The 25,261-nt window shown below is 32.1% G+C and carries 28 protein-coding genes and 2 pseudogenes; 11 read left to right on the top strand and 19 right to left on the bottom strand.

The features are described 5' to 3' along the window. The first annotated feature begins 130 nt into the window (after positions 1 to 130). Both LGK95_RS17015 and LGK95_RS17010 read left to right on the top strand, forming a co-directional pair. On the top strand, positions 131 to 643 hold the full coding sequence (locus LGK95_RS17015; RefSeq protein ID WP_226126050.1) for a ferritin-like domain-containing protein: 513 nt from the start codon (positions 131 to 133) through the stop codon (positions 641 to 643). Positions 644 to 999: 356 nt separating this feature from the next. Beyond that, positions 1,000 to 1,224, top strand: a complete 225-nt coding sequence (locus LGK95_RS17010) for an aspartate/glutamate racemase family protein (protein ID WP_319001936.1) — start codon at positions 1,000 to 1,002, stop codon at positions 1,222 to 1,224. Positions 1,225 to 1,462: 238 nt separating this feature from the next. Here the strand turns inward: LGK95_RS17010 and LGK95_RS17005 are convergent, their stop codons facing one another. From LGK95_RS17005 to LGK95_RS16975, 7 genes are all read right to left on the bottom strand, one after another. Beyond that, a complete protein-coding gene (locus LGK95_RS17005; RefSeq protein WP_226126048.1) occupies positions 1,463 to 2,230 on the bottom strand; it encodes a DUF4931 domain-containing protein in 768 nt (255 codons plus the stop codon). Between the two features lie 44 nt (positions 2,231 to 2,274). Then, positions 2,275 to 3,195 (bottom strand): ketopantoate reductase family protein, encoded by a 921-nt coding sequence (locus tag LGK95_RS17000; RefSeq protein ID WP_226126045.1) that lies wholly within the window; start codon positions 3,193 to 3,195, stop codon positions 2,275 to 2,277. 242 nt (positions 3,196 to 3,437) lie between these two features. Further along, positions 3,438 to 4,466, bottom strand: coding sequence for a 3-deoxy-7-phosphoheptulonate synthase (locus LGK95_RS16995; RefSeq protein WP_226126043.1), 1,029 nt, complete (start codon positions 4,464 to 4,466; stop codon positions 3,438 to 3,440). A gap of 344 nt (positions 4,467 to 4,810) precedes the next feature. Next, the gene (locus tag LGK95_RS16990; protein WP_226126041.1) at positions 4,811 to 4,981 is read right to left on the bottom strand and encodes a hypothetical protein; all 171 of its coding nucleotides are present in this window, start codon (positions 4,979 to 4,981) and stop codon (positions 4,811 to 4,813) included. Positions 4,982 to 5,316: 335 nt separating this feature from the next. Beyond that, positions 5,317 to 6,819 (bottom strand): NAD(P)H-hydrate dehydratase, encoded by a 1,503-nt coding sequence (locus tag LGK95_RS16985; RefSeq protein ID WP_226126035.1) that lies wholly within the window; start codon positions 6,817 to 6,819, stop codon positions 5,317 to 5,319. A 213-nt stretch (positions 6,820 to 7,032) separates the two neighbouring features. Continuing rightward, positions 7,033 to 7,752, bottom strand: coding sequence for a biosynthetic peptidoglycan transglycosylase (locus tag LGK95_RS16980; protein WP_226126033.1), 720 nt, complete (start codon positions 7,750 to 7,752; stop codon positions 7,033 to 7,035). A gap of 29 nt (positions 7,753 to 7,781) precedes the next feature. Continuing rightward, positions 7,782 to 7,928, bottom strand: coding sequence for a hypothetical protein (locus tag LGK95_RS16975; RefSeq protein WP_226126031.1), 147 nt, complete (start codon positions 7,926 to 7,928; stop codon positions 7,782 to 7,784). A 529-nt stretch (positions 7,929 to 8,457) separates the two neighbouring features. Between LGK95_RS16975 and LGK95_RS16970 the strand changes: the two genes are divergently transcribed. Next, positions 8,458 to 8,991 (top strand): flavoprotein, encoded by a 534-nt coding sequence (locus tag LGK95_RS16970; protein WP_226126029.1) that lies wholly within the window; start codon positions 8,458 to 8,460, stop codon positions 8,989 to 8,991. A 109-nt stretch (positions 8,992 to 9,100) separates the two neighbouring features. On the opposite strand, the gene LGK95_RS16965 is transcribed toward LGK95_RS16970, so the two are convergent. From LGK95_RS16965 to LGK95_RS22865, 3 genes and pseudogenes are all read right to left on the bottom strand, one after another. After that, positions 9,101 to 9,505 (bottom strand): ATP-binding protein, encoded by a 405-nt coding sequence (locus tag LGK95_RS16965; protein ID WP_226126028.1) that lies wholly within the window; start codon positions 9,503 to 9,505, stop codon positions 9,101 to 9,103. After that, positions 9,480 to 9,668, bottom strand: coding sequence for a hypothetical protein (locus LGK95_RS22870; protein WP_404814469.1), 189 nt, complete (start codon positions 9,666 to 9,668; stop codon positions 9,480 to 9,482). Before LGK95_RS22870 ends, LGK95_RS16965 begins: the two co-directional genes overlap by 26 nt. Before the next feature lie 20 nt (positions 9,669 to 9,688). Next, positions 9,689 to 9,832: pseudogene (locus LGK95_RS22865) on the bottom strand (lantibiotic ABC transporter ATP-binding protein); the annotation flags it as partial. 147 nt (positions 9,833 to 9,979) lie between these two features. Here LGK95_RS22865 and LGK95_RS16960 point away from each other — a divergent pair. After that, positions 9,980 to 10,168, top strand: coding sequence for an EscE/YscE/SsaE family type III secretion system needle protein co-chaperone (locus tag LGK95_RS16960; protein ID WP_226126026.1), 189 nt, complete (start codon positions 9,980 to 9,982; stop codon positions 10,166 to 10,168). A gap of 219 nt (positions 10,169 to 10,387) precedes the next feature. Here the strand turns inward: LGK95_RS16960 and LGK95_RS16955 are convergent, their stop codons facing one another. The 5 genes and pseudogenes from LGK95_RS16955 to LGK95_RS16935 all read right to left on the bottom strand — a co-directional run bounded on the left by LGK95_RS16955 (position 10,388) and on the right by LGK95_RS16935 (position 14,693). Continuing rightward, positions 10,388 to 11,755: an alpha/beta hydrolase family protein gene (locus LGK95_RS16955; RefSeq protein ID WP_226126024.1), complete on the bottom strand. Its 1,368-nt coding sequence runs from the start codon at positions 11,753 to 11,755 to the stop codon at positions 10,388 to 10,390. A gap of 222 nt (positions 11,756 to 11,977) precedes the next feature. Beyond that, entirely contained in the window at positions 11,978 to 12,412 is a 435-nt protein-coding gene (dut, locus tag LGK95_RS16950) for a dUTP diphosphatase (RefSeq protein ID WP_226126059.1), read from the bottom strand. 42 nt (positions 12,413 to 12,454) lie between these two features. After that, complete coding sequence (locus LGK95_RS16945; RefSeq protein ID WP_226126023.1) at positions 12,455 to 13,966, bottom strand: FGGY-family carbohydrate kinase; 1,512 nt, start codon at positions 13,964 to 13,966, stop codon at positions 12,455 to 12,457. Positions 13,967 to 14,133: 167 nt separating this feature from the next. Beyond that, positions 14,134 to 14,247 (bottom strand): annotated as a pseudogene (locus tag LGK95_RS16940) (VOC family protein); the annotation flags it as partial. A gap of 284 nt (positions 14,248 to 14,531) precedes the next feature. After that, the gene (locus LGK95_RS16935) at positions 14,532 to 14,693 is read right to left on the bottom strand and encodes a hypothetical protein (RefSeq protein ID WP_226126021.1); all 162 of its coding nucleotides are present in this window, start codon (positions 14,691 to 14,693) and stop codon (positions 14,532 to 14,534) included. 267 nt (positions 14,694 to 14,960) lie between these two features. Between LGK95_RS16935 and LGK95_RS16930 the strand changes: the two genes are divergently transcribed. From LGK95_RS16930 to LGK95_RS16915, 4 genes are all read left to right on the top strand, one after another. Continuing rightward, complete coding sequence (locus LGK95_RS16930) at positions 14,961 to 15,236, top strand: hypothetical protein (RefSeq protein WP_226126019.1); 276 nt, start codon at positions 14,961 to 14,963, stop codon at positions 15,234 to 15,236. A 315-nt stretch (positions 15,237 to 15,551) separates the two neighbouring features. Beyond that, a complete protein-coding gene (locus LGK95_RS16925) occupies positions 15,552 to 16,817 on the top strand; it encodes an Nramp family divalent metal transporter (RefSeq protein ID WP_226126018.1) in 1,266 nt (421 codons plus the stop codon). Positions 16,818 to 17,103: 286 nt separating this feature from the next. After that, a complete protein-coding gene (locus LGK95_RS16920) occupies positions 17,104 to 18,177 on the top strand; it encodes an ornithine cyclodeaminase family domain (RefSeq protein ID WP_226126017.1) in 1,074 nt (357 codons plus the stop codon). Between the two features lie 40 nt (positions 18,178 to 18,217). Beyond that, entirely contained in the window at positions 18,218 to 19,303 is a 1,086-nt protein-coding gene (locus tag LGK95_RS16915; protein ID WP_226126015.1) for an ornithine cyclodeaminase family domain, read from the top strand. Between the two features lie 154 nt (positions 19,304 to 19,457). Here LGK95_RS16915 and LGK95_RS16910 read toward each other — a convergent pair whose 3' ends face one another. Beyond that, positions 19,458 to 19,895 carry an Lrp/AsnC family transcriptional regulator gene (locus LGK95_RS16910; protein ID WP_226126014.1) on the bottom strand — a complete coding sequence of 146 codons (438 nt, stop codon included), beginning with the start codon at positions 19,893 to 19,895 and terminating at the stop codon, positions 19,458 to 19,460. A 577-nt stretch (positions 19,896 to 20,472) separates the two neighbouring features. On the opposite strand from LGK95_RS16910, the gene LGK95_RS16905 reads away from it, so the two are divergent. Further along, positions 20,473 to 21,906 (top strand): aspartate ammonia-lyase, encoded by a 1,434-nt coding sequence (locus LGK95_RS16905; RefSeq protein WP_226126012.1) that lies wholly within the window; start codon positions 20,473 to 20,475, stop codon positions 21,904 to 21,906. 228 nt (positions 21,907 to 22,134) lie between these two features. On the opposite strand, the gene LGK95_RS16900 is transcribed toward LGK95_RS16905, so the two are convergent. After that, positions 22,135 to 22,275 carry a hypothetical protein gene (locus LGK95_RS16900; RefSeq protein WP_226126011.1) on the bottom strand — a complete coding sequence of 47 codons (141 nt, stop codon included), beginning with the start codon at positions 22,273 to 22,275 and terminating at the stop codon, positions 22,135 to 22,137. Between the two features lie 370 nt (positions 22,276 to 22,645). Between LGK95_RS16900 and brnQ the strand changes: the two genes are divergently transcribed. After that, positions 22,646 to 23,959, top strand: a complete 1,314-nt coding sequence (gene brnQ, locus LGK95_RS16895; RefSeq protein ID WP_226126009.1) for a branched-chain amino acid transport system II carrier protein — start codon at positions 22,646 to 22,648, stop codon at positions 23,957 to 23,959. A 186-nt stretch (positions 23,960 to 24,145) separates the two neighbouring features. Here brnQ and LGK95_RS16890 read toward each other — a convergent pair whose 3' ends face one another. Both LGK95_RS16890 and LGK95_RS22495 read right to left on the bottom strand, forming a co-directional pair. Then, positions 24,146 to 24,301, bottom strand: a complete 156-nt coding sequence (locus tag LGK95_RS16890) for a hypothetical protein (RefSeq protein ID WP_226126008.1) — start codon at positions 24,299 to 24,301, stop codon at positions 24,146 to 24,148. A 194-nt stretch (positions 24,302 to 24,495) separates the two neighbouring features. Beyond that, positions 24,496 to 24,621 (bottom strand): hypothetical protein, encoded by a 126-nt coding sequence (locus tag LGK95_RS22495; protein WP_264174592.1) that lies wholly within the window; start codon positions 24,619 to 24,621, stop codon positions 24,496 to 24,498. Between the two features lie 448 nt (positions 24,622 to 25,069). On the opposite strand from LGK95_RS22495, the gene LGK95_RS16885 reads away from it, so the two are divergent. Continuing rightward, positions 25,070 to 25,252 carry a hypothetical protein gene (locus LGK95_RS16885; RefSeq protein WP_226126006.1) on the top strand — a complete coding sequence of 61 codons (183 nt, stop codon included), beginning with the start codon at positions 25,070 to 25,072 and terminating at the stop codon, positions 25,250 to 25,252. Positions 25,253 to 25,261: the final 9 nt, after the last annotated feature.

Below are 25,261 nucleotides of genomic sequence, written 5' to 3'. Positions count from 1 at the left end.
TTATAACAAATAGAGGGGGTCATTGTTTTTTTTATTATAAAAGTAGCTTAAACCCTTGCTAATGCAAGGATTCAAATAAATAAAACAAAGATAGTGTTAACACTATCAAATAAATATTGGAGGTATAAAAATGAGCTACACAAACAGATATGGTCAACCACAGGGTGTTGCGAGACTTGATACAAATAAATTAAGAGAAATATTAATAGCTGAAATTATTGCCATAAATGGTTACGCCGAACATATTGCAAATTCAAACATGGAAGACATAAATGCAGCTTGGAACACTATAATGGGAGATGAAAAAAAACACTACGGTATGATTCTTACATTGCTACGTAAATATGACCCCAATCAATATAAAAGTTATAAAGAACATATAGGCGATAAATCAGGTCCGAAATCACCAATGCAGGCATTTACACCTAACTACAATAAACAGGTTATACTAAATAATATAAGAGAAGACATAAAAGGCGAATTTGAAGCTGTAATTCTCTATGAACAAATGTTAGCTATCATTCCATATCCTGATGTCAGGTATGCAATATTTTCAATAATTAATGAAGAGAAGGGACATGCTGAGCATTTAACACAATTATTATTAAAATATGATACAGATGAATATAATGGTCTTGTATAAAGATATAAAAATTTTAAAATAATTTATTTCATAATCAAAACCTGTATTCAAAGATATAAGTTTTTCGCATTTTGAATAGGTTTGGATTCAGATGTTGGGCCTTGCTGACCATATCTCTACTATTTGAAATATAAAAGATGACGATTAGCATTACTATTATTGGTTATATAGAAAATTGTTAAAAGAGTTGGATTTTCAAATGATTTTTCAATTATTTGAAAATCCAACTCTTTTACGATATCTATATAAGGATTGCTTTAACCAAAGATGCTCATAACAGGGCTCTTTTTTCATATAGAGAACTTATTAATTCTAGAAAAGTTAATTTATAATAAGGATACAACAAAAGTTGTGAAATAAATTATTTCACGACTTTATGTTTTCCCATCCTTATTATATTAAATGGGTTTGAAGAATATGAAGAACTTACCAATTATTTAATGGTGGCAATCAATAACTTGATAGCCAGCGGTGCAGATTTTATAGCTTTATCAGGTAATACACCACACATTGTTTTTGATGAGTTGCAGAAGCGTTCATCTATCCCTCTTGTGAGCAAGCAACATGCATATTATCAATAAGATTATAGTAAAGAAGCAATTACGAGTATTAATCCTTAAAAAATATGATATGGGGTGATTTATATTGGATAATTTAAAAGCTATTTCTATAGATGATAATCATATAAATCTTTTGCTTATTGGAAAATATGCAAGAAAGTTACCAATTGACATAGTAAACTATACTGATCCGATAAAAGCACTCTCTGATGCATTCAACCACATCACCTCTTCTTACTTATTAACCACTTACGTTAAATTAAGATTTAAAATACAACTGTTGAATTTGACTAACAATTTCATCCGTTTGGTTTGTAATTTGAGAAATAGAAAAGCCTATAAATAATGGTGATGTAATAAATCTAGGTATAACCTTACAAATTATACTATCTTTCCAATCATAGAAAAAAAGATTATAACTATTACATCTTACATAAAAATCATTTAATATATAACTCACAACTTTCTTTATATTATCAGCCATTATATCTAAATTATTAATATTATTTATTATAATATTAAATTCAGTAAAATCCATCTTGGGTTTGGTTGAAAGATTAAGCACACATCCATCCGACTCATTAATTATTATTCCCTCAAAAAACTCATCCTTTAAAAATTCTTTATAATCTATAGATTTTAGTCCAACAATCTGCATATGTGAATGATTAATAGTCCCACCTGAATAAGGACCATGATTCTTATAAAACATTACAGATTTAAAATCACCGCTTTTCTCCATATTCAACCAATGATTAACTCCAAATTTTAATAAGTTTCTCATATATTCGTTATCGTACATTGTAATATCAACATCGCAACTACTTGTTTCTATTAGCACTGTTTGAAGTGTACTTTCTAATGTAGGATATTTGTTTTTAACTAAAATGAATGGTCCTTCTCCATCTATAATTCCTGTTAACCCTTCTCTATCACAAAATGGACATGGAGTCTTCTTGTCTTTAATGCTGTTTGGTTTTTTTTTACTTATATTGAATAAAAACTTTAACTGTCTGTTAGAACTCATTTCATTCACCTGCTTTAATTTATTATATTTAACCACCTAATAAGTTATGAGGTGGGATAATCTCTGAATTTTTCTGTTATCTTCTTATATGTTTGCACAGGTACTCCATATTTTTCGCCCATACGAACTACTTCAAATATAAGCCCGTCAAGTTCTGACCTTTTCCCCTGAGCAATATCCCTTTGCATGGATGTAGATGCCGTAGGCGCAAGTTTATCCAGAATATCTAAATTAATCTGCACTATATCTACCGTAAAATAAATCCCCATAGCTATAGCCAGAGCATCTATTTCCTTGATTAATGCAACAAAAGTATCTCTGATTTCTCCCGATTTCTGCATAGGTGCTGCTTCTGCATCATAATATAAGCCACAAGCTGCCATTGCTGATACATAAGAAAATTTCTGCAAAGCATCCCTCCTGATATCATCTGATAAAACTCCAAGAATATTACTCTCTTTCAAATCCTGTTCTATCTGTTTTAAAACAGGTCTATATTCTGATGCGTTACGAATCCCATAAACAATTTTGAAAATTTCACCATGCATCAGAAGAGTTCCATGCTCTTTAATATTGGCAGATACATAAATGCAACCGTCTGTAACTAAAAGTTTCGGCAACATTTTCTGCAATTTCCCTCCAGTTCCATAAATGTTTAGAATCGGAATCACTACGGTATTCTTATGGGCAACCCGTTTAATAAAAGGAACTGTATCCACCAGAGAATAGCCTTTCACACAAACAAAAATCACATCTGGTTGTTCCTGATAATGTTCCATATCATATGTTTTTATCGGTGAAACAGTATAATTTCCTTTCCAAGTAGTTTCTACCTTAAGTCCACTTTTCTGAATACTTTCGAGATGTTTACCTCTGGCAATCAGCGTAACATCTTTCCCCGCTTCCGCCATATAGGCTCCAATGCATCCCCCCGTGCCACCTGCTCCAATAACCAAATACTTCATTTTTTGTTTACTCCTTTCCTAACTGCTTAAATTGTATTTCCTGCGAATTTCTCAGACGCTGATGTTTATAAATAGGCACCAATCCTGTTTCATTTTCATATATAATATACTCTCTGTTATCTCGCTACAATACCAGCACATTCATTTAAGGATATTTATTTAATACTTAGTTTTCTTTTACATCTGTACAAAAAGTAAAAACTCCGAGTGTAATTCCTCAGAGTTCTTTGCTATAAAAGCTTCTATAAATTTTCAGCAATATAATAAATTAATTTTTCAGTATCTTTCCATCCTAAACATGCATCGGTTATTGATTTTCCATAAGTGCCACACCCTACATCTTGTTTACCTTCTACAAGGTAACTTTCAATCATAAATCCTTTTATCATTTTTTTAAGTAGAGAATCATATTTCCTACTCATTAACACTTCTCTAGCTATTCTTGGTTGCTCTTCATAATGCTTCATTGAATTTGCATGATTAGTATCTACAATAATAGAAGGATTAAAAAGTTTATGATTTTCATATTCTTTAGCAATATTAATCAAATCTTCATAATGGTAATTGGGAATATTTTTACCATAAGAGTCCACAGCTCCTCTTAAAACAGCATGTGCAAAAGGGTTTCCTGATGTTTCAACCTGAAAGCCGTTATATATAAAAGTATGACCATCCTGTGCAGCTTTAATTGAATTTAGCATTACGCTTAGATCTCCACCAGTTGGATTCTTCATCCCTACAGGCATATCAACACCACTTACTGTAAATCTATGTTGCTGATTTTCTACAGAGCGAGCTCCAACTGCGATATACCCTAATAAATCTGAAAGATATGTATAATTCTCTGGATATAACATTTCGTCTGCCGCCGGCATATGATATTCACTTAATGCTTTTATATGAAGTTTTCTGATGGCCTTTAATCCTGCAACCATATCAGGTTCTTTACTTGGGTCTGGTTGAGAGGCCATACCTTTATATCCTTCACCTGTGGTTCTAGGTTTATTTGTATAAATTCTAGGTATAATAATAATAGAATCTTTTACTTTTTCCTGAACTTTTGCAAGCTTTCCTATGTATTCACAAACTGAATCTTCGTTGTCAGCCGAGCATGGCCCAATTATAAGGAGAAACTTATCAGATTCATTCTCAAAAACTTTCCTTATCTCAATATCTCTATTTTTTTTAATCTCTTTAATAGAATTTGTTAGAGGGATTTCTTCCATAATTTCCTCTGCAGTAGGTATTCTTTTTGTAAATTTGATATTCATATTACTTTCCTCACTTTACTTATTTATTATTACTTCATTTAACAAAAATCCACTTGATATTATACACTTGTTAACATATCTATGATTTTATCAATTTTAATATATTTTAGGGTTTCAATTCCATTTTTGCTACCCTATAATCATAAATTTTGATTAGCTTACGATATCGAAACCATCTTTTAAATGTTCTCTAGAATATTAAGCTCCTACGATTTTAGTTATTATACACTTATAATATCATATTTGAGCTAAATTTAACCTATTTATTCATTAAAAACTTTAGCGAAAATTGGAAGTTTTTACTTTTATCAGAAGAATTCATCTTATAAAAATAACAAAGGAATTTATTGCCCCCTATTATTTTTACCAACTAACCCTCCACCATTACCTGATGATGGGCTCTGTGTTCCATGTATCGATGCTCGCTTAGAATTTTTTTGCATAGAAGATTTCGCTTTTTTTTCTTCAATAACTTTTTTCATTATTTCCATGTTTTTGTTTATATCATTTTTCATATTTTTACCTTCTTTTTTTTATTTTTTATATCTTTAAAAATACTTTATAACCGATTCCTTCTAAATTAATTTACAATAAATATTTTAAAGGTATGTCTTGTTATTTTACTAATTTATTATACCCCACAAACTCCCCTTTGAGTAGCGCCTACTTTTTGTTGTTGGTATTTTTATTGGTCATGTCTTCATCCTTTCTTGAATGATAATGTTTTCGAAAAATATTGTGAATTTTTTAGATTGCTTCTCTTAATACCATTTTATTACAATTAAATTTAATTTCCCCGGAAATATTGAGGTTTTATGCTATAAAATATCTTTTTATATCATTAATAATATTATTCTAAATCTTGAATTTCTTTTATTATAGAAGGGAGTGCCTCTAAAATATGATTTGCATTTACACAAAACATTTTCTTTGAAAGTTTATCCCCGCAGTAACCGTGAACATATGCACCAACACATGCTGCAGTCAATATGTCATAACCTTGAGATATGAAAGACGCTATAATACCAGTTAAGCAGTCTCCCATTCCCCCTGATGCCATTGCACTACTCCCAGTAGGATTAATTTGCAGGGTTTTACCATCCGTAATTATTGTATTAAATCCTTTAAGTAACAAAACAACATCGTGTTTTTTTGCGAATTTTTTTGCTATATCTATTTTGTTTTCATTTATTTCATCTATTGAAAACCCCGATATTCTTGCCATTTCCCCCATATGAGGTGTAAGAACTATCTGACATTTCTTATTTTTAAGCATTTCAAGGTTCCCCTCAAGCACATTTAAACCATCTGAATCAATTACAACAGGACATTTAGAATTCAATAAAATTTTTTGAAGTGATTTTAGAGTACTGTGATTATTTCCTAGTCCTGGACCAATTGCAATACAATTACTCTTAGTTATTAACGAATCTAATCTTTTTTCATCATTAGTTGAGGCAGTCATCGCTTCAACTAATTTCCCACTTAGTATGTTTTGGATTGAGCTATCACAGCATAGTGTAACAAGCCCAGCTCCACTTCGAACAGCAGCCTGTGTTGAAATATACGCAGCACCTGTAAATCCTAGAGATCCTGCCAAAATAAGTGTTCTTCCATAATCACCTTTATGTGAATACTTATTTCTTTGCTTAATTAACTTTTTAATAAAGTCTATATCCATTATATATTCATTTTCATGAAATTTATCTACTACACTTCTTGGTATTCCAATCTTCTCAATAACAATTTCTCCAGTAAAGGAATCCGTGTCATATCCAAGAAAACCCTTTTTATAAAGTTCAAATGTAACTGTTTTATTACTTTTAATGCAATTTCCCATCACTTTTCCACTATTGCACTCAAATCCTGATGGGACATCAATAGATAAAATATACTTACTATTCTCATTTATAATTGTAATTGCTAAAGAATAAATGCCTTCAACTTCTCTAGATAATCCTGTTCCAAAAATTGCATCAATAGTAGTTTCGCAGTTAATTATGCTTTCTCTTAAAACTTCCAGATCCTCATTGTTATTTACTTTTATTATTTTCATACCCATATTTCTTATAATATTAAGATTGACCAAGGTATCTGCGCTCATACTTTCCTCTGAGCCAAGAGAAAATATCTCGACATAACTTCCTCTATTTAAAAGATGCCTTGCTACTGCAAAACCATCTCCACCGTTATTCCCACTGGAGCAAACAATTACGAATTTTTTATTATTTGACCGTATATTTTTCATTACCTTTAGTGCTGCATTTTCCATTAGTACAATACCCGGGATCCCTAAAACGTCTATACAATAGCTATCAATCTTTCTCATTATCTGTGTTGTTGCGATTTTCATTTTTATCCTCCTCCAAAACTGCAAAATCAATTGCAGTTTTCTTTTTATGGGATGTGCTTATATGTAATTTATATTCAAACTTTTTAACAAGCTGCTTTACCTTACCTTTTAGTATTACAATAGGTTTCCCTTAGGTAGATACATCAATTCCTCTATGTTCAACTGCTAAAACAAACAGAAATTGCCCTCTACATTACCGATTCCTGAAAAAATTCATTTCAACACAATGGGTTCGCTGATAATCTGTGTCGCTTGAAGTTCACTAATCACTCCGTTCTCAACCATATTTTGAACCACAAGATGTTGCCTTTCAAGGGCAAGTGTCCTATTTTTATATGGATCATAGACACTTGGAGCATTTGGAAGGCCAGCAAGCATGGTCAGTTCTCCTGCGTTCAATTCCGATGGAGCTTTTCCAAAGTAAGTCTCTGCTGCTTGGTACAATCCATTAGCCCCATGTCCGAAGTATATAACATTGGTGTAAAATGCAAATGTTTCTTGCTTACTCATCGTATCATACAACCCAATGGCAAAGACACTCTCACGTAATTTCCACGTTAATGATTTTGCTGTATTACTTAAAGGTGTGTTATGAATCAACTGTTGCGTAATTGTAGAGCCACCTTGAAGGGTTTGCCCACTTCCAATGTCCACAAAAACTGCCCGTATGGTTCCTTTGACATCTATCCCTTTGTTTGTGAAAAAACTGCGATCCTCAGTTGAGATAATAGCATTTCGATACATTTCCGGTATATCTTTGTACGTTAATAACTGGCTATGATGAGCTTGTACTTGAGTGAGCACGTCAGCACGCACCTTATTAGCAATTATGTTGACATGACTAAAGTAATACTTTAATCCAAACCAACTAATACATAGAACTATAAATATAAATATTATAAATTTTAACATACCTTTTATGAATTTATGCATATTTTTCCTCCCGTTTCATAAATAACAGACTAATAGTTACCTTTATTATAACAAAATAGCAATTCTTTCAACTTTTTATGTGAATTGTATTTTAATGACTCATATTTCAATCCCATCTCTTTCAATGCATACTCTAAATCTTGTATTCGATTGTCTTTATTATCAGCTACAAACATTACAACTCCTCCTTAACTTATTTATAAAATATAGCATGAAAACATGTAAAAGTTATAGTTTTTTAAATAATTTTGTGTGAATATAATTAAAATCACTTTTAATAACTCTGTATATCTTTAAAATATATTCTATTTAAAATAGATTTTAAGGAATGTATTCCTATCAATTCTTTTCTGTAATTTAGTTGATTTTTAGCAAATTCGCTTCACTCATAATCACCCTCGAGGTTCGTGAGCAAATTTAATACAGTAATTAAAATCGTTACCAATTTCTGTATTTTGTTTCTAACTCTTTGGAATCTTAATTAAGCAAATGCTACATATTAAAAGCCTTATTTTAACCTTGACAGTATGGCCATAATAGTGTTAACATTTACAAAATTGAGAAAATTGAGAATATGGACAAGAAATGGATCTGAAATATGAGCTTATTTGATTTGACAGGCAATGTGCCATAATTATAGGAAAAAACGACATAGATAGTAAACTCAATATTATATTGCCGTAAATATGAAAAGGATGTGTAAATATGCTAAATGGCAAAAAAATCGTAGTTTCTGTTACTGGGTGTAGCCCGGCCGTGCAGGCTTTAAATATAATTAATGAACTAAGAAAACAGCATGGGGACGTATATGTTGTTATGACGGAAAATGCCACAAATTTTGTTACACCGCTCATGTTGCAGCGCAGTGTTGATCATCCCATCCAAATACAATCCTTTGATCCGCCTAAAACATGGGACAATAACCATAAGTCGCTTTCCCAAAAGACAGATTTACTTTTGATTGCTCCCGCTTCCGCTAATATTTTGGGGAAAGCTGCTAATGGGATTTCCGATGATTTGCTGTCCACGACCATTATGTCGATGCGCGGACCAAAAGTCATTGCCACACATATCAACGACATGATGTACAATAGCCCAAGCGTGCAGCGTAATGTACGGACATTAAAAAATGATGGTTTTATTTTTGTCGAAAATGGTAATTCGAAACACCCATCTTATTTTCCGACAATTGATCAGATTGTGAATACAGTTTTACAAGTTTTTGAAGATACAAACTAAAAATAATAAAGAAAAAATCATCTAATCTCTTTAATAATTCTTACAGTTGTTTATAACGAACTGCATTTGAAGTGCGACCTATTTTTATTTTATTTGTGATATAACTACATTAATAAGTTGGTATTTCTATTGTCACCTGTACGCCGCCAGTGATAGGTGAATTAGCTATATAAAGCGCTCTCCCATGCAACTTTACAAATGATTCGGTAATGTACAAGCCTATCCCGAAATGAATTTTTGATACGCGGCTAGAATCGCCCATATAAAATTGTTTTGTGGCTGATTTAATATCCTCTCTTGAAAAACCCTTACCACTGTCTGTTGTTATAAATTTTATTTTATTATCTACTAACTTTATCTCAAAACAAACCTTCCCTTTATTAGAGGAATAATCAACTGCATTTGAAATGACATTCATAATGGCACGGTAAAGTAAGGATTGGTCAATCATAATTGACTTAGGTACGTCACTTTTAATGAATTCAACTTTAAGTCCCTTTGTGGATTGTATCAATAAAAATTATAGAATCTATTTCTTTAAGTTGTAGAAAGAGAGTTTTTTCTGAATTTGAAATTTCGATTAGAATTTTAATATACTTCTCAATCTGTCTGCTGTTTTTTGAAATATAATTAACGTATTCCTGCTGCTCCTTATTTATTGTTGAATCAGATAACAATTCAGCATTTCCTTTGATAATAGTCCTAAAAGAATGGTTCGGACTTTCAGGTTTTCAACCGCCGTAAGATTTTCATAAAGCGGTGGAGATTCAATTAAAGTTCCAATATAAGAAAGATCATTTCTACTCCATGTATGCCCCTGAAAAATAATTTCTCCTGATGTCATACAATATAAATGTAAAGAAATTACTTTCTATTTTGAATCAACTGGAAATTTATGTTTACTATAAACTTTGATTATTTAAGTATTTTTTTTAGTTAAATTCAAATACTATAACCGTATTATTAAGAAATGAAGGAGGAAATTAATATGGAAAAAAATGCAAGACAACACGTTGAAGATGTATATCACAAACTTCAAACTTCAAGTACTAGTCTTAATGAAGCAATAAACACAGTAGAAAAAGAAGAGAATAGACAACAAATCCAGAATACTCTTAATGCTGTGCAATCTGCATTACAGACAGTTACTACTACACTTTCAAATTACAAAGAATAGAAAATAAACAAAATAATTATTTTCACTAATAGAGAAGGAGCTTGTTTTTTTAACAAGTTCCTTCTCTATTAGCATCTCATCAAGAGTAAGTATAGTAATACTTGATAGCAAATTCTAGGGCGCAACCCCAATTCAAAATGTCAAAAGTGTAATCAACAAATTTCTCTGTTAATTTGCAATAAACCTACATTTTAGTAACCCATCGTTAATAATAATCTCCTAATACGTCCCGCCTGATGTAAACTTGCACTCTCCCTTCAGATAGCAGTCGAAAAATTCAAGGCAGACCTTGCTTATCGTTTTTAAGCAGTAATCGGTATCAGTAGTTGATTTCCGTCGGTTGAGAAAACGCGTCAAGAATGGACTCGTCAAAGCTAAGTCTGTCAAGGTAAGATGCCCAACCCCGCTTATATATACATTAAAAGCGGTTGCTTTCGTATTTGAAAGCATCGCATAATTTTCCGCATACTGAGCCCATTCGGAAAGATGACTCCACGAATTATCCGAATACACGTTAAGTACAGGCGCCGGATAAACCTCATCTAAAAAAACAAACTCATCGTCTTTGACGCCCTCAATATCGCACATGAACGGGGACTCAAGCGCGATCACAGCACTGATGTCGTCGCGCATCCTTCCTATGCCAAGAGCCGCAGATCCGCCGAGAGAATGTCCCATAACTCCGATTTTTGCGGTGTCTACAAGTTTGTATACTGTATCCGCATCATTTTTTTCTGCTTCTGCAAGGATATAATCTATCACAAAATTAATGTCGCCAGTGCGAATTCCCATCCACTTTTGATAAAGCTCATAGCACTTCTGTTTTTCAGAATGTGCGTCTTGGGTGAAGATTTCCTGCATGAATCCCTTATCAATTGAAGTTTTGTTTCCATCCACGTCAGTAGTAGATAAACATTGATATGTATGATCGATTGAGCACACAACATATCCATGAGAAGCAAGCTCATTATAAAGGGACTCGTTACTTGATTTTATACCAAAACTACCATGTGAGAATACTACAAGCGGATATGTTCCGTCGTAATCCTCAGGATACCAGAACTCCACGTTTAACTTTCTATTTTCTCCAGTATCAGTGTAGGTTTCTATACGGTTTTCGTCGGTATAAGTATATATTGCTGTTGCGACCTTGTGCTCGCCGGTCTTTCCTATAGGCTCATTTTCAGTAAAGACCAGTGCGGGAATCAGCGCAATGGCTACAAGCAGCAGCATAGCGACAGCCTTGCGTATGACGTATCTGCACTTATACTGAATTTTCGCTGTCCTACCGTCGACTTTAACGGAGTCTTTTACGATCATTTTCCCATCCGCAGTCTTTTTGTTTTGCAACTTTACCTTTATCAGGCTTATACTGCCGATGATCGCCCACACGAGAAGCAGGGCAAAAAGACATTTCCATCGATAGTTCCAGCGAATGACCGATGTCAGTAGGGATATCACAAACACCGCGAATGCGCCAATGCCCATAATGCTCCTGATATTTTTGTTAAGAGATTTCGTACATATGCAGAACACTGCAAATACAATTTCAGTAATTATAGCGATAATCAGCATGATTGTTCCCATTAACGTAAATCATCCCCCCTTCTCTCCATTGTATTAAATAAATTCACTATTAGTTACACAAACAACATTTATAAGGATTCTATAAAGATTTCAATATTAATATAAAGCAAAAGCTCCACTCCTTAATAAGTATTAGATGCTTATTAAGGAGTGGAGCATAAAACTATGAACTTATTATCATAACATATTATTGTAGGTGTTTCATTATAACAACCATACTTATTATTTAAGCCCTGTAGATCCAAATCCACCTTCTGCTCGTTCAGTTTCAGATAAGTTCTCCACTTCTATAACATTAACTCTTATGACAGGTTTAATAACCATTTGAGCAACCTTCATATGTCTTTCAACTTTAAATATGTGTTTACCATGATTTATAAGTATTACAGCTACTTCACCCCTATATCCTTCATCAATTGTTCCAGGAGTATTAAGTACTGTTATTGAATTTTTAAGAGCTAAACCACTCCTAGGTCTAATTTGTGCTTCTGTGCTTTTAGGCAATTCAATTTTTATGCCTGTATGAATTAGTGCAGTATCGCCTGGAGCAATTTCCCTATCTTCTATAGAAAACAGATCCATACCAGCGTCTCCTAAATGGGCATATTGCGGTAATATAGCTAATTTATCTGTCTTTTGTATTTTTAAATTCATAATAACTTCCATCTCCAATCATTTAATTTATTTAGTGATTTTTTGCTAATTGCTCAACTTTTTTAATACATCTTTTTTAATTTTGTATTGATTTTTATATATTTCTGAATTATTACTGTTTGGAGTGTATGTATTAATAATACTCAAATTACTAATAAGTGCATGTTTTAAATCTTCTATATCTCCGGTTGCATATGCAGCAATAATACAATTTGTCAGTACAGCACCACCTAGAATTTCTAATGTGATTGCCTCACTTTCCATAACATCTGCTTTAATTTGATTCCACAGATTATCTCTGCTTCCACCCTCAGTAATGGTAATTCTGTTTATTTCAATACCAGCATTTCGATAAGCATCTGTGATTTCCATATAATCATAGGCAATTGATTCAAGGACAGCTCTCCATAAAACAAACTTGTCTGTATCCAAAGTCATGTTCAGAAAACAACCTTTGACGTTTGAAAATTCGCCATATCCGCCAGTTAAGTACGGTAAAAAAATAACATCATTGCATCCCGGTACAACTTTTTCTGCTCCTTTACTTAACAACTGATAATAGCTGTCATCATGTGATTTTTGACAAATGTTATCCTTAAACCAGCGGAGTGCTAAACCTCCAGTCCTTACAAATCCCCAATAAAAATATGTATTTTCCAAGGTACCGCTGTTAAAAATCAGTCCGCTCCCTTTTTTGCTTAGTTCCGGAATAATTCCATTTGTAGAAACACAGAACATAGCGCATGTTCCGGCAACATCCACAGCCTTGTTTGCTTCAATGACTCCGCTTCCCAGTATGGACTGCATTGTGTCACCTGCACCAGCACAAATTGGAATACCAACCGGGCACCCAGTTTCCTTTGCTGCTTCTTCCGATAAAGTTCCAATAATATCCCAAGGCTTTACAATTTTAGGCAGATAGCTTTTATCGATTCCTAATATAGCAAGCTGTTCATCAGACCATTTCTTTTCGTATACATGGTATCCAAGACCCCAACCTGACATTGCTCCCCAGTCAACAAAAGCATCGTTGCTTTCTAAGCCCGCAAGGCTTAACAGAATATAAGGAGCATTGTGAACAAATTTTTTGCCTCTTTCCTTAAACTCTTTATTATTGGCTAATAGCCATCTTGCATGTAATGCGGGGAACATACAACTGGGATTAGCATTCCCCGTTTCTTTTCCCCAAATATCCAAATCCATTTTTTTAAGATCTTCAGCATCACTTTGTGTTCTTGAATCTAAATAGTTTATATAAGGTGTGATTGCCTTTCCACTCTCATCTATACCGACGATTCCGCAGATAATTCCATCACCCATAATTGCTTTGATTAAGCTCGGATTGATTCCCTGTTTCTTTAATTGCTGGATGCACTGTTTCATACCCAGCTTTGTAAGTGACAAATATTCATCCGCATCCATCTCAACCCATCCTGGATGCGGATATTTCATAGTCGTCTGATTTGATGATTTCGCTATACATTTCATATTTTCATTGTATACAGCCACTTTTACACTTTGAGTTCCTGCATCAAAACTAAGATAATATTGTTCCATAGTTTACATCTCCTTAAAAGTTATAATTAATGCACAAGACCATTGACAATAACTATTTTAATTAAACTTCTATCATTAGCGAGCTCCGTGTTAGTAACAACACAGATTGTCTGTTTTGCTTCCGATTTATGTAATGGCTCAGGTACTTGGGGAATTATCACTTCTTTTTATTCTATAATATTCTCCACGAACTGGATTTTTAATCCATTTGGATCTAATACGTAGAAAAACTTGGTATGTAGATTGGGTTGAAATGACCCACTATGAATATCTATACCTTTTCTTATATTACTTCTATATATAACTCTATTATTCCTTGTGAATTTTAAATATAATTCATTTGCAGATTTAGCTGTACTAAATAGCAACTTCGCTTCACTCATAAACGCCTTCAAGTGTCGCGAACAAATTGTGAACACAATTTGTTTTGCTATTTAGTTCTTTTAGGCATAAAAATGCTCCCCTTTCTAGTAACAGATTTTTATTATTTAATCTGTCTACTTTAAGGGGAGCATATCACTGTCTAGTCTATATGTACCAGTCTAGATTGCTAAACTTTTTTTATTTAACAAATAATATTTTTAGCCAATTGCATGTTAGTTTTTTCATTTTCTATCCTTGTTTCTTCACATTCTACCTTTAGTAATGTCATTTCTTTTATAAATCCCATTATTCCCATTGCTATTATCACAATGCCTATAACTCCTACTATAATATCTGACCCCATATAATTCTTTCATCTCCTAAAACAACTCATAATTTTAACCTAAGTTAAAATTATACTATGATATATAAGGGCTTAGCAACTTCTCAAACGGGTTGATAATACGTTTACTTAGGTAAAATCATTTAAAATAATAGTAATTACTATTAAAATAAAACCATTGTAAATAATCCGCGGGAATTGTAAAGGCTGCATATATGTTATCATCCATTAGCTTGCATTCTGCTATAGTGCTATAATAATATTAATTTAAAGTAAGGAGCTGTAATCATGAACAAAACAATTGTTGAATTGGAACTACTCTATTCTGATACTAAAAAAGACCCTTTTCTAAAAAAGAGACTGCTTGCAACCCGTTCAGCGTCTGACCCCATGGATACCTTTTGTAAAATAGCATGCGATGCAGGACATCCTATAACTATTGGAGAACTTTTCGCAATTGGGCAGGAATATAGCGACAACCAATGTAAAAGCACAAACGGTGGAAATCCCAGTCCATACGACTCATTTGAAGATACATACGAAACATTTCTGGATTCTCTTTAAACTGCGTATTAAATTAAATAATCTAATTACAAAAGTATCAATATAATAATTGGTACTTTTAATTTCGATTAAAAACCTCCTTAATTCGCATAATTCATTTCCTACTTACGTTTCTTAACTGTTTTTAAATAATCTTCATTAGTTTATATATAAATTTTAAACATCAAACATATCCTATTTGTGGGATGCCTATTTAAAATATTACAGTTTAATCGACTTATTGTTTTTATTTTGGTAATAGGATTTTAATGTTGATTTAAATAATAATTACTATATAATATGTGTTATATAATAATAAAGGACGGATGTGCTATAATGAGTTTTTCATTTACTAAAATTCTTTCAAAAAAAGGTCATAAACCTAAACTTATGGCATTAGATTTCTTAAAGTATATTGGACCTGGGTTACTAGTAACTGTAGGGTTTATAGACCCCGGAAATTGGGCAGCGAACGTTTCTGCTGGTGCTAATTTTGGCTATACTCTACTTTGGATGGTAACTCTTTCAACTATTATGCTTATTGTTCTTCAACATAATGCCGCCCATCTTGGAATTGTTACAGGTAGTTGCATATCAGAAGCATCTACCTCCACATTAAAACCAAGACTGAACAAATTGGTGCTTGGTTCTGCTGTGCTAGCTGCAGTATCTACTGCCCTTGCAGAACTGCTTGGTGGTGCTATTGCTTTAAACATGTTATTTGGTATACCTATAAAACTCGGAACAGTACTAGTTTTATGTTTGATTTTATGGATGTTATTTACAAATTCTTATAAAAAACTAGAAAAATGGATTATTGGCTTTGTTTCTATAATAGGAATATCTTTTATATTCGAATTAAGCCTTGTGCATATCGAATGGGGAAAGGCTATGATAAGCTGGGTTAAACCTTCTTTTCCTACGGGGTCTATTCCAATAATAATGAGTGTTCTAGGCGCAGTTGTAATGCCACATAATCTATTTCTTCATTCGGAAATAATACAAAGTCGTCAGTGGAATTTAAAAGATGAGAGTGTAATAAAGAAACAACTTAAATATGAATTTATGGACACTTTTTTTTCAATGATAGTAGGCTGGGCTATAAATAGTGCTATGATTCTTATTGCGGCCGCTACTTTCTTCTCGCAGAAAGTTCAAGTTACAGAGCTTAATCAAGCTCAACAAATGCTGACACCGTTACTTGGAAACACAGCATCAGTGGTCTTTGCTTTAGCGTTGCTCTTTGCTGGAATATCTTCATCAGTTACTGCAGGTATGGCTGGTGGTAGTATTTTTGCAGGGATGTTTGGGGAACCATATGATATTCATGATATTCATACTAAACTTGGTGTAGGGATTACTTTAGTTGGTGCTGCAATAGTTATATTTTTTATAACAGAACCATTTAAAGGGCTCATCTACTCACAAATGCTCTTAAGTATACAACTTCCTATAACTATATTCCTTCAGATATATCTAACTTCTTCTAAAAAAGTTATGGGCAAGTATGCTAACACTAGATTTGATAAAATTACTCTTTGGATTATTGGACTTATAGTAGCTGCACTTAACATAATGCTATTATTAAGCTATATATTGTAAATTTAGATAATATTTCAAAAAGGAATTGGCGCAATATCTTGCCCAATTCCTTTTTTGTTTACTGTAAGTCATGAAATTAAATATAAGTTAATTCGAATGGTAACTTCGGCGCAAGTCACAACAATAATGGTTATACAAGAATTATGTGTCCTATATCATTTTGTCTACCTATAAGGGTATACTTCAAAATGGGGCGACAATACTCGTTGTAAATCAAGATATTATATTTTATAATGTAATATGTACATTATTTTAAATACTATTACCATAAAGGAGGAACGTTCAAATGAGTTTTCAATTACCAAAGTTCGCATCACCAGATTTCTCCCAGAGCTTTTTTGCTAGCGCACCAGATGTTAGAATAGGTGAAGTTAAAAAAAATGGAGTTGCTCCTAAAGGTTTCTTAATAACTTCTATATCACCTGAATATTTTAAAATTAAAGGACAATGGGTTCTTCCAACCCAAACATCTATAGAATGTACTGCTGTTGTTAGGAATAACAACACTGTAGAAATCGTAGAATTTAGAAACCTTAAAGCTTACGATAAAGTTGTTTTAGGAAAATCTAAAGATGGAAGTGAAGGTATATACAAGCATATTAGTGGATTTGATAACTTACCAAAGATAGGAACAGGAAGATCTGTTGAGTCTTCATTTTCAAGCGATTATAAAGAATTATATGAATTACTAGAATATGAAAAAGAAAATAATGGACATATAGTTTGGGTTCTAGGCCCAGCTGTGGTTTTTGATTATGATACTAGAGCTGCATTATCAGACCTTGCTGATAATGGTTATGTAAATGCTCTTATGGCTGGGAATGCTATGGCAACCCATGATCTCGAGGGAGGATTATTCGAAACAGCCTTAGGTCAAAATATATATACTCAAAAATCTGTTGAAATGGGCCATTATAACCATTTAGATCTAATAAATGAGGCTAGACGCGCTGGTTCTATAGAGGCATTACTTGATGAAGGAAATATAAAAGATGGATTTATGAAAACCTGTATAGAGAAGAATATACCTATAGTTCTTGCTGGATCAATAAGGGATGATGGGCCCCTTCCACCGGTTTATCATGATGTATCTTGTGGACTCGATGCTATGAAAGAAGAAACAGATAAAGCAACAGTAATAATTTGTCTAGCTACGATTCTTCACTCAGTAGCAACTGCAAACTTAGCTTCATCTTATAGAGTTGTAGAGGGAAAAGTAAGACCAGTATATTTTTATTCTGTAGACATTGCTGAATATGCAGTTAATCAAGTATCAGTCGCTAGAGAATACATAGGTGTTAAAACAATAGTTACTAATGTCCAAGATTTTGTCGTTAATGTTCAAAAAAACTTGTGTTAATATTACATACATTATTATATTAGTAAGGAGGAGATCTTAAATGACTTTTAAATTACCAAAGTTTACACCGCCGGATTTCTCGCAATATTTCTTTGTTAATACTCCGGACTGTAAAATTGAAGAAGTACTTAAAGAAGGCGTTGCTCATAAAGATTATCATGCATTATCAATATATCCTGAATATTTTAAGATTAAGGGTAAATGGGTAATAGCTAATGAAAGCCGTATGGATAGCGTTGCAATTGTTACTCCAGATGATGACATAAATGTTGTGGAATTTAGAAATTTAAAGGTTGGCGATAAAGTTATCGTAGGAAGAACTGAAGATGGAAGTGAAGGTATATATATGTATACTGGAGGGTTTGCTACTGAGGATGGAGATGCTGATACCTTTGCATTTAGAAGTGGGCGATCAAGAGAAACAGCCTTCTCTAAAGATTACGATGAATTATATGAAGTTATGCAATACGAAAAGGAACATGCTGGAAAAATAGTTTGGGTTTTAGGACCCTCAATTGCATTAGATGATAAATCAAGAGCTGCCTTTGCGTCAATAGTCGAAAATGGGTATGCTCAAGCTGTTTTATCTGGAAATACCCTTGCTACTTATGATTTAGAAAAAGCAATGTTCAAAACAATATCAGGTCAGGAAACTTTTGAGTCTCATGAAAATGCTCACTATAACTATATTGCAACTATAAATGAGGCTAGACGCGCAGGATCACTGGTCGAGCTTATAAATTCGGGAGTGGTTAAGGATGGTATATTAAAAGCGTGTGTAGAAAATGATGTTCCTGTGGTACTTGCTAGTAGTATAAGAGATAGATATACATTGCCAAATGTTTATGATAATGTGTATGAATCTCAAAATGCCATGAGAAAACATACACGAGCGGCAACTATGCTCATATGTTTATCATCAGTACTTCATACGATAGCTGCAGGAAATATGACTCCATCGTACACTGTAAAAAATGGGGTTGTTAGACCAGTATATATATATTCTATAGATATACAAGAGTTCTCTGTTAACAAATTATCTGATAGAGGAACATTAGAAGTTAAGACATTAGTTACAAACGTCCAAGACTTTATAATTAATGTAGCAGAAGGATTAATCAAATAATTATTTACCAACTAACCCTCCAACATTTCATGATGCTGGGCTTGGAGTTCACAAAGTGAACTCCCCTTTTAATAATCGTTGAATCCACTAGGTTCTTACTTCTCAGTCGCCGCACCCTAAAATCTTATGCTTTTGGTAATTTAAATTTGTTATCTTAAGTAGATACATCAATTTCTCTATGTTCAACTGCTGTTGAAAACACAATTTGTGTTTCTGTATTGCCAAATTTCTGCAATTCGTTGATAAAGGCATCAAGTTCTACAGTTGTATGATAAGCGACTGTAATAAGCATTGAATACTTTCCTGTTACACAGTTGCATTCAAGTACATTAGGACATGTTTCTACAAAAGGATAAAATTCTGGTTTTTGTTTTGGTGACATTTCTAAGTTTATAAAGGCTTTAATGTTATATCCTAATTTTAGTGGATCAACATGTGCAGAATATCCTGTAATAACTCCTGCCTCTTCAAGCTTTAAAACACGAGCTGACACGGCTGGAGTTGATAAAAACACCTCTTGTGCTAAATGTTTAAGCGAATTACGTGCATTTCTTTGTAAAAGTTCAATAAGTTTTAAATCAATTTTGTCCATATATTAGGTATTAGTAAGATTCATCCCATTTATGCATTCCTTACTAACATTCACCCCTTTCCTTTTATTAATAGTTGAAGCTTTAAAATTATAGTAATGTATGTTTATACTGTTCTATACATATATACATTGTTATATTTAGCTAATAACACTGTCATAATCTTCTTTAATATAGCATTAATTTATTGCTATATTAAAATTACCTATATCTCGATTTTATTACGGATACATTAATATAATAAGGTCATTAATACGAATATGCAATCCATTCCTATACGATTCATTAAATATATTAACTTTGCATTGTGTTTTTCAACTTATATAGTATCCAAAATACTACTTTCAATATAAATTATTCACATCATATTCAGTAGTAATTGCTCTCCTCTAACATAAATCATCTAAATATCCACTTAATAAAGTTAACTCCAATTGTATTTAATTTAATTTAAATTAAGTATAACATGCTTATTTTTAGCTTTTATTCACAACTTCCCCCTAGTCATTTACATACATATGAAACCATGTTAATCTGCATATATTAGAAATACGAAAAAATAAGAAAGAAGGAATTTATATGGAAACAAGAATAGAATCTGATTTAATAGGAAATATGAAAGTAGCAATGGATGCTTATTATGGTATTCAAACATTAAGAGCTCATAATAATTTTCATATTACAAATAGAGCAATCTACCCAGCACTTATAGTAAGTCTTGCGGAGATAAAAAAATCAGCCGCTATTACAAATAGAGATTCAGATATGTTAGATACTAAAATCGCGAATGCAATTATAAATGCTTGTGATGAAATTATATCTGGAAAGTTTCATGATCAATTTATTGTTGATCCAATTCAAGGTGGTGCAGGTACTTCTACAAATATGAATGCTAATGAAGTTATTGCGAACAGAGCTATTGAGTTACTTGGCGGGACTAAAGGTAATTATAGCATTGTTAGTCCTAATGATCATGTAAATATGGCTCAATCTACCAATGATGTATTCCCCACTGCTGGAAAAATTGCAATTCTAAAAATGTTACCAAAAGCGACTGCAGAACTTAAAAGGCTGTATAATGCTCTTGAATTAAAATCTTTAGAGTTTGATAATATTATAAAAATGGGACGTACTCAACTTCAAGATGCAGTCCCAATTAGACTTGGTCAATCATTTCACGCATATGCTTCAATGATAAAACGTGATGTTAATAGGCTAATTAATGCTGAGAAGGAAATGCTTACTTTAAATATTGGCGCCACTGCTATAGGAACTTCTATAAATGCGAGCCCAGAATATTTAGATAATATTATATCTAACCTTCAAAAAGTAACCGGATTTAATGTGGTTCAAGCCGAAGACTTAATTGACGCAACTCAAAATCTTGATGGATTTGTATGTGTATCAGGTGCCCTAAAAACCTGTGCAGTAAATCTATCTAAGATGGCAAATGATTTAAGACTATTATCAAGTGGCCCTAAAACTGGTATAGGCGAAATAAATTTACCATCAAAGCAAAATGGATCATCAATTATGCCAGGTAAAATAAATCCTACTATTCCAGAAGTAGTTTCTCAAGTTGCTTTTAATATTATAGGAAATGATTTTACAATAACTATGGCAGCAGAAGCAGGACAATTAGAGCTTAATGCCTTTGAACCTGTTCTTTTCTATAACTTATTTGAATCTGTTGAAACTCTTAAAAATGCAACTACGACATTTGTAGATAATTGTATTGTGGGAATTACCGCTAACAAAGAACGATGCGCAGATCTTCTAAATGGTAGTATAGGAATAGTAACCGCACTTTGTCCTTATATTGGATACAAAAAATCAGCTGATATTGCAAAAATAGCTTTAAAAACTGGCCTATCAGTTAAAGGAATTGTTTTAAGCGAAGGAATTTTAACTGCAGAGGAATTAGGAGAAATATTAGACCCAATCTCAATGACACAAGTAGCTAAACCCTTAATAACAAACAAAGGAAAAATTGTTGATAGTTGTGCCGTATAAGGATAGTAGACTCCCACATCTTTTTGATTAATCTCATCTCTTAAAATTAACAAGGGAATGTGTTCGAATTCCCTTGTTAATTTTGTAAAGTATAATAATAGACATTTCAATTACACTTTACCCCTCAGGCTTTTACCTTTCTAAGTTCGCTAATGAACTCTTCTAAATCTTTAAAACTTATAATAATATTTCCCATTTTTGTGTTTTGGTCATTGATTCCGCCTAAAATCAAGCCTTTTTATCAACTCCAGATAAAGCAGAAAATCCGATGTATATTGTTGACATTATCCACATTATTTCTGCCATGAGCTTATTTCTTTTTCTTAATATTTCTAGATTGTTCAAATCAACTCTCCTTTTGATTTTCATTTTAGTTTTTACAAATAATTATAATATCAACATCTTCTTACATTTACTACTGATGTTTTTTCCACCAACCAAAACATTTTTAATTTATCAAATTACAGCTTTTTATATTATATTATATTTGTATTATATTTGTATTATTAATATGTTATTACAGGATAGATAAACTTCCATAAAAATAGAAACTATTTCACCTGGTACCTTAAACGTTGCAGTTTGTCTTATATCCTTAGAGGTATTTCGCTATACCTTTTTACCTTTAATGGAAACTAAAAGTTATTATTCTTTGCTTTGTTAAGAAAGATAGTTATAATGTAACTAATTTGATTATTTTTAAATTACATAAATTAATTCATCTTGGAGGCATACATAAATGAAAGATTCAACAAAACATTCCGTGGTTATAGGTTTTGCACTATTTGCAATGTTTTTCGGTGCAGGAAACCTAGTTTTTCCACCATTCTTAGGAAAAACTGCAGGAAGCGCATTTTTTGCATCTATAATAGGCTTTCTCATTACAGGAGTTGGTCTTCCACTACTTGGAGTAATTGCCTGTGCCAAAATTAATGGTACTTACGACAAAATGGCCAATAGAGTAGGTAAAAAATTTGCTATAATAACAGGCATAGCTTTAATTCTTGTTATAGGCCCGTTATTGGCAATCCCAAGAACCGCCGCAACAACTTTCGAACTTGGAATACATCCTATATTTCCATCTGTACCACAAAACATAGTAGTTATATTGTATTTTGCAATAGCACTTGCATTTGTACTCAAACCTTCTTCAATAATTGATAATATAGGTAAAATACTTACCCCCACACTTTTATTAATGTTAGCTATAATTATTTTTAAAGGAATAATAGATCCTATTGGACCAATTGTAAATACATCTTACAAAGGCGGATTCTCAAAAGCTTTAATAGAAGGTTATCAAACAATGGATGCTATGGCTTCTGTTATATTTGCAGGAATAATTATTTCATCTGTTAAAGCAAAAGGTTATGAAAATGCAAATGATATAATGAAGATGACTATAAAATCAGCAATAGTTGCTGTAGCGGGTTTAACCTTTGTATATGCTGGACTTATGTATCTTGGAACACAAACAAGTACTTTGTTCCCAGCAAATATAACTAGAACTAATCTAGTTACAGAACTTGTTAAGTTAGACCTAGGCAGTGTTGGTGCAGTTCTTCTTAGTTTATGTGTTTCTCTTGCATGCTTAACAACTGCTATAGGATTACTCGCAAGTGGAGCAAATTTTTTTGCTAATCTTTCAAAGAACAAAGTATCTTACAAAACTGCTGCTGTTATTATGGTCGCCGTAAGTGGATTAATCGCTACAAACAACGTTGATAGTATAATTACATTGGCAGGTCCTGTTTTACAAATTTTATATCCAATTATAATTGTTCAAATATTTATTACATTGCTTGGTGATAAAGTTAAAAGTAATAAAGTTGTTGCTATAACTACATATACAACGCTGATTATAAGTATTTTAGATACTATAAATGGTATATATGCAAATAGTATTGGATTTATTAACTTTATTCCTCTAGCAGGTGCAGGATTCTCATGGCTTATACCTGCTTCACTAGCTTTTGTAATTTCCAACATTTCAATAAAACCAAAAGAGTATGCCTTAAATGAAGATGAATCTACTTCAATTTTTGAAAGGTGAGATAATATAACACGGTTGATTGATAATTAATATTTATAGTATAAAAAGCCACCTTTATGAAGGTGGCTTTTGTACGCCCTATTTGAGTGAATCCTTGAAACAGGCATAAAGTAATATAAAAATAAACAAGGGTATTTGTTCGAATTCCCTTGTTATTTATGATAACTTTTATTCTATACTTATAGATTATTTACCAACTAACCCTCCACCATTACCAGATGCTGGACTTTGTGTTCCGTAAATTGCTGGTCTCTTAGTATTTTTTTGCTGTGAAGATTTAGCTTTTCTTTCTTCAATAATTTTTTTCATCAGTTCCATATTTTTGTTTGTATCGTTTTTCATGACTTTTACCTACTCTTTCCATGTTTTTTTAGATCTTTTACATTTTAAAGGAATTTGCAACTGCTACCTTCTAAATTAATATTCACAATGAATACTTTCAAGATAAGGTTTGTTATTTTGTTAATTTATTATACCCCAAAAACAGCTGTCTATGTTTAATATACATTCTATTCTAATTCTTTTGTGCATTAAATTTAATTTTTAAATTTTATCTTCTTAAGTAAAAAGGATAGTATCTTTTCCCGTTTAGGAATAACCGGTGCTTCACAAGTCATTCCTATCTTAATTTCTAATATATATCTTTTAAATAGGTTTTTCATTTTGACCTCCGCTCTTTTGTATATTTATGTATATTTATGTATATTTGTAATTTTTTCTATAAATTCATAATATAATATATACAAGAATAAATATACATGTTATAATATGTATATTGGTGTCTTATTTTATCATATTTTAACCAATATAGTTGAATTAATGAAGATAATGTTTTAACAAATTATAGCATATAAGAAATGTTTGGTTGGTGGTAAAATAAATTTGATTTAGGAGATGTAAAACTATGCCAATATAGATGTCGTTTATATCTGGTTTATAAAAAGAAAGAAAAAATAAGTAAATTCTAAAATTTAAAATAAATATTTGTTTCATCTGTCACATATAATAACTTAACTTTAATTGTTATGTATAAATAATTTTATTGTGGTAAATAATGTAAATAAGGAATAAACTAATTTGGAAATAAAGAGTTAGAGGGGGATTTTAATAATGTATAAACATGAAATATTATTTCAAGACTATTTAGAATTGAAAAGCAAACAATCCAAAGATCTTATTACGGGGTTTCAAGAATGTAATGAACCTGGAAAAGATATATCAATTAAAGTTAATTTAAGAAATGGTAACTGCCTAAAAGTCTATTATAATGAAACTAATATAGAATGCTATTAACTGGTTCCG

Origin of the sequence: Clostridium algoriphilum (genome assembly GCF_020443705.1) — a bacterium.
Classification (GTDB): Bacteria; Bacillota; Clostridia; order Clostridiales; family Clostridiaceae; genus Clostridium_AD; species Clostridium_AD algoriphilum.
Note: the sequence above shows the minus strand (reverse complement) of the source record. Positions and strands in the feature narration are given on the sequence as shown.

Coding starts and splice junctions, on each gene's coding strand:
- LGK95_RS16920 (WP_226126017.1), top strand. CDS start 17,104: ATGAGTTTTCAATTACCAAAGTTCGCATCACCAGATTTCTCCCAGAGC.
- LGK95_RS16925 (WP_226126018.1), top strand. CDS start 15,552: ATGAGTTTTTCATTTACTAAAATTCTTTCAAAAAAAGGTCATAAACCT.
- LGK95_RS16960 (WP_226126026.1), top strand. CDS start 9,980: ATGGAAAAAAATGCAAGACAACACGTTGAAGATGTATATCACAAACTT.
- LGK95_RS17000 (WP_226126045.1), bottom strand. CDS start 3,195: ATGAAGTATTTGGTTATTGGAGCAGGTGGCACGGGGGGATGCATTGGA.
- LGK95_RS16900 (WP_226126011.1), bottom strand. CDS start 22,275: ATGAAAATCAAAAGGAGAGTTGATTTGAACAATCTAGAAATATTAAGA.
- LGK95_RS16885 (WP_226126006.1), top strand. CDS start 25,070: ATGTATAAACATGAAATATTATTTCAAGACTATTTAGAATTGAAAAGC.
- LGK95_RS16995 (WP_226126043.1), bottom strand. CDS start 4,466: ATGAATATCAAATTTACAAAAAGAATACCTACTGCAGAGGAAATTATG.
- LGK95_RS16975 (WP_226126031.1), bottom strand. CDS start 7,928: ATGTTTGTAGCTGATAATAAAGACAATCGAATACAAGATTTAGAGTAT.
- LGK95_RS17015 (WP_226126050.1), top strand. CDS start 131: ATGAGCTACACAAACAGATATGGTCAACCACAGGGTGTTGCGAGACTT.
- LGK95_RS16955 (WP_226126024.1), bottom strand. CDS start 11,755: ATGGGAACAATCATGCTGATTATCGCTATAATTACTGAAATTGTATTT.
- LGK95_RS16915 (WP_226126015.1), top strand. CDS start 18,218: ATGACTTTTAAATTACCAAAGTTTACACCGCCGGATTTCTCGCAATAT.
- LGK95_RS16890 (WP_226126008.1), bottom strand. CDS start 24,301: ATGAAAAACGATACAAACAAAAATATGGAACTGATGAAAAAAATTATT.
- LGK95_RS16930 (WP_226126019.1), top strand. CDS start 14,961: ATGAACAAAACAATTGTTGAATTGGAACTACTCTATTCTGATACTAAA.
- LGK95_RS22495 (WP_264174592.1), bottom strand. CDS start 24,621: ATGAAAAACCTATTTAAAAGATATATATTAGAAATTAAGATAGGAATG.
- LGK95_RS16985 (WP_226126035.1), bottom strand. CDS start 6,819: ATGAAAATCGCAACAACACAGATAATGAGAAAGATTGATAGCTATTGT.
- brnQ (WP_226126009.1), top strand. CDS start 22,646: ATGAAAGATTCAACAAAACATTCCGTGGTTATAGGTTTTGCACTATTT.
- LGK95_RS16905 (WP_226126012.1), top strand. CDS start 20,473: ATGGAAACAAGAATAGAATCTGATTTAATAGGAAATATGAAAGTAGCA.
- LGK95_RS16935 (WP_226126021.1), bottom strand. CDS start 14,693: ATGGGGTCAGATATTATAGTAGGAGTTATAGGCATTGTGATAATAGCA.
- LGK95_RS16910 (WP_226126014.1), bottom strand. CDS start 19,895: ATGGACAAAATTGATTTAAAACTTATTGAACTTTTACAAAGAAATGCA.
- LGK95_RS16980 (WP_226126033.1), bottom strand. CDS start 7,752: ATGCATAAATTCATAAAAGGTATGTTAAAATTTATAATATTTATATTT.
- LGK95_RS16990 (WP_226126041.1), bottom strand. CDS start 4,981: ATGAAAAATGATATAAACAAAAACATGGAAATAATGAAAAAAGTTATT.
- LGK95_RS17005 (WP_226126048.1), bottom strand. CDS start 2,230: ATGAGTTCTAACAGACAGTTAAAGTTTTTATTCAATATAAGTAAAAAA.
- LGK95_RS16945 (WP_226126023.1), bottom strand. CDS start 13,966: ATGGAACAATATTATCTTAGTTTTGATGCAGGAACTCAAAGTGTAAAA.
- LGK95_RS16970 (WP_226126029.1), top strand. CDS start 8,458: ATGCTAAATGGCAAAAAAATCGTAGTTTCTGTTACTGGGTGTAGCCCG.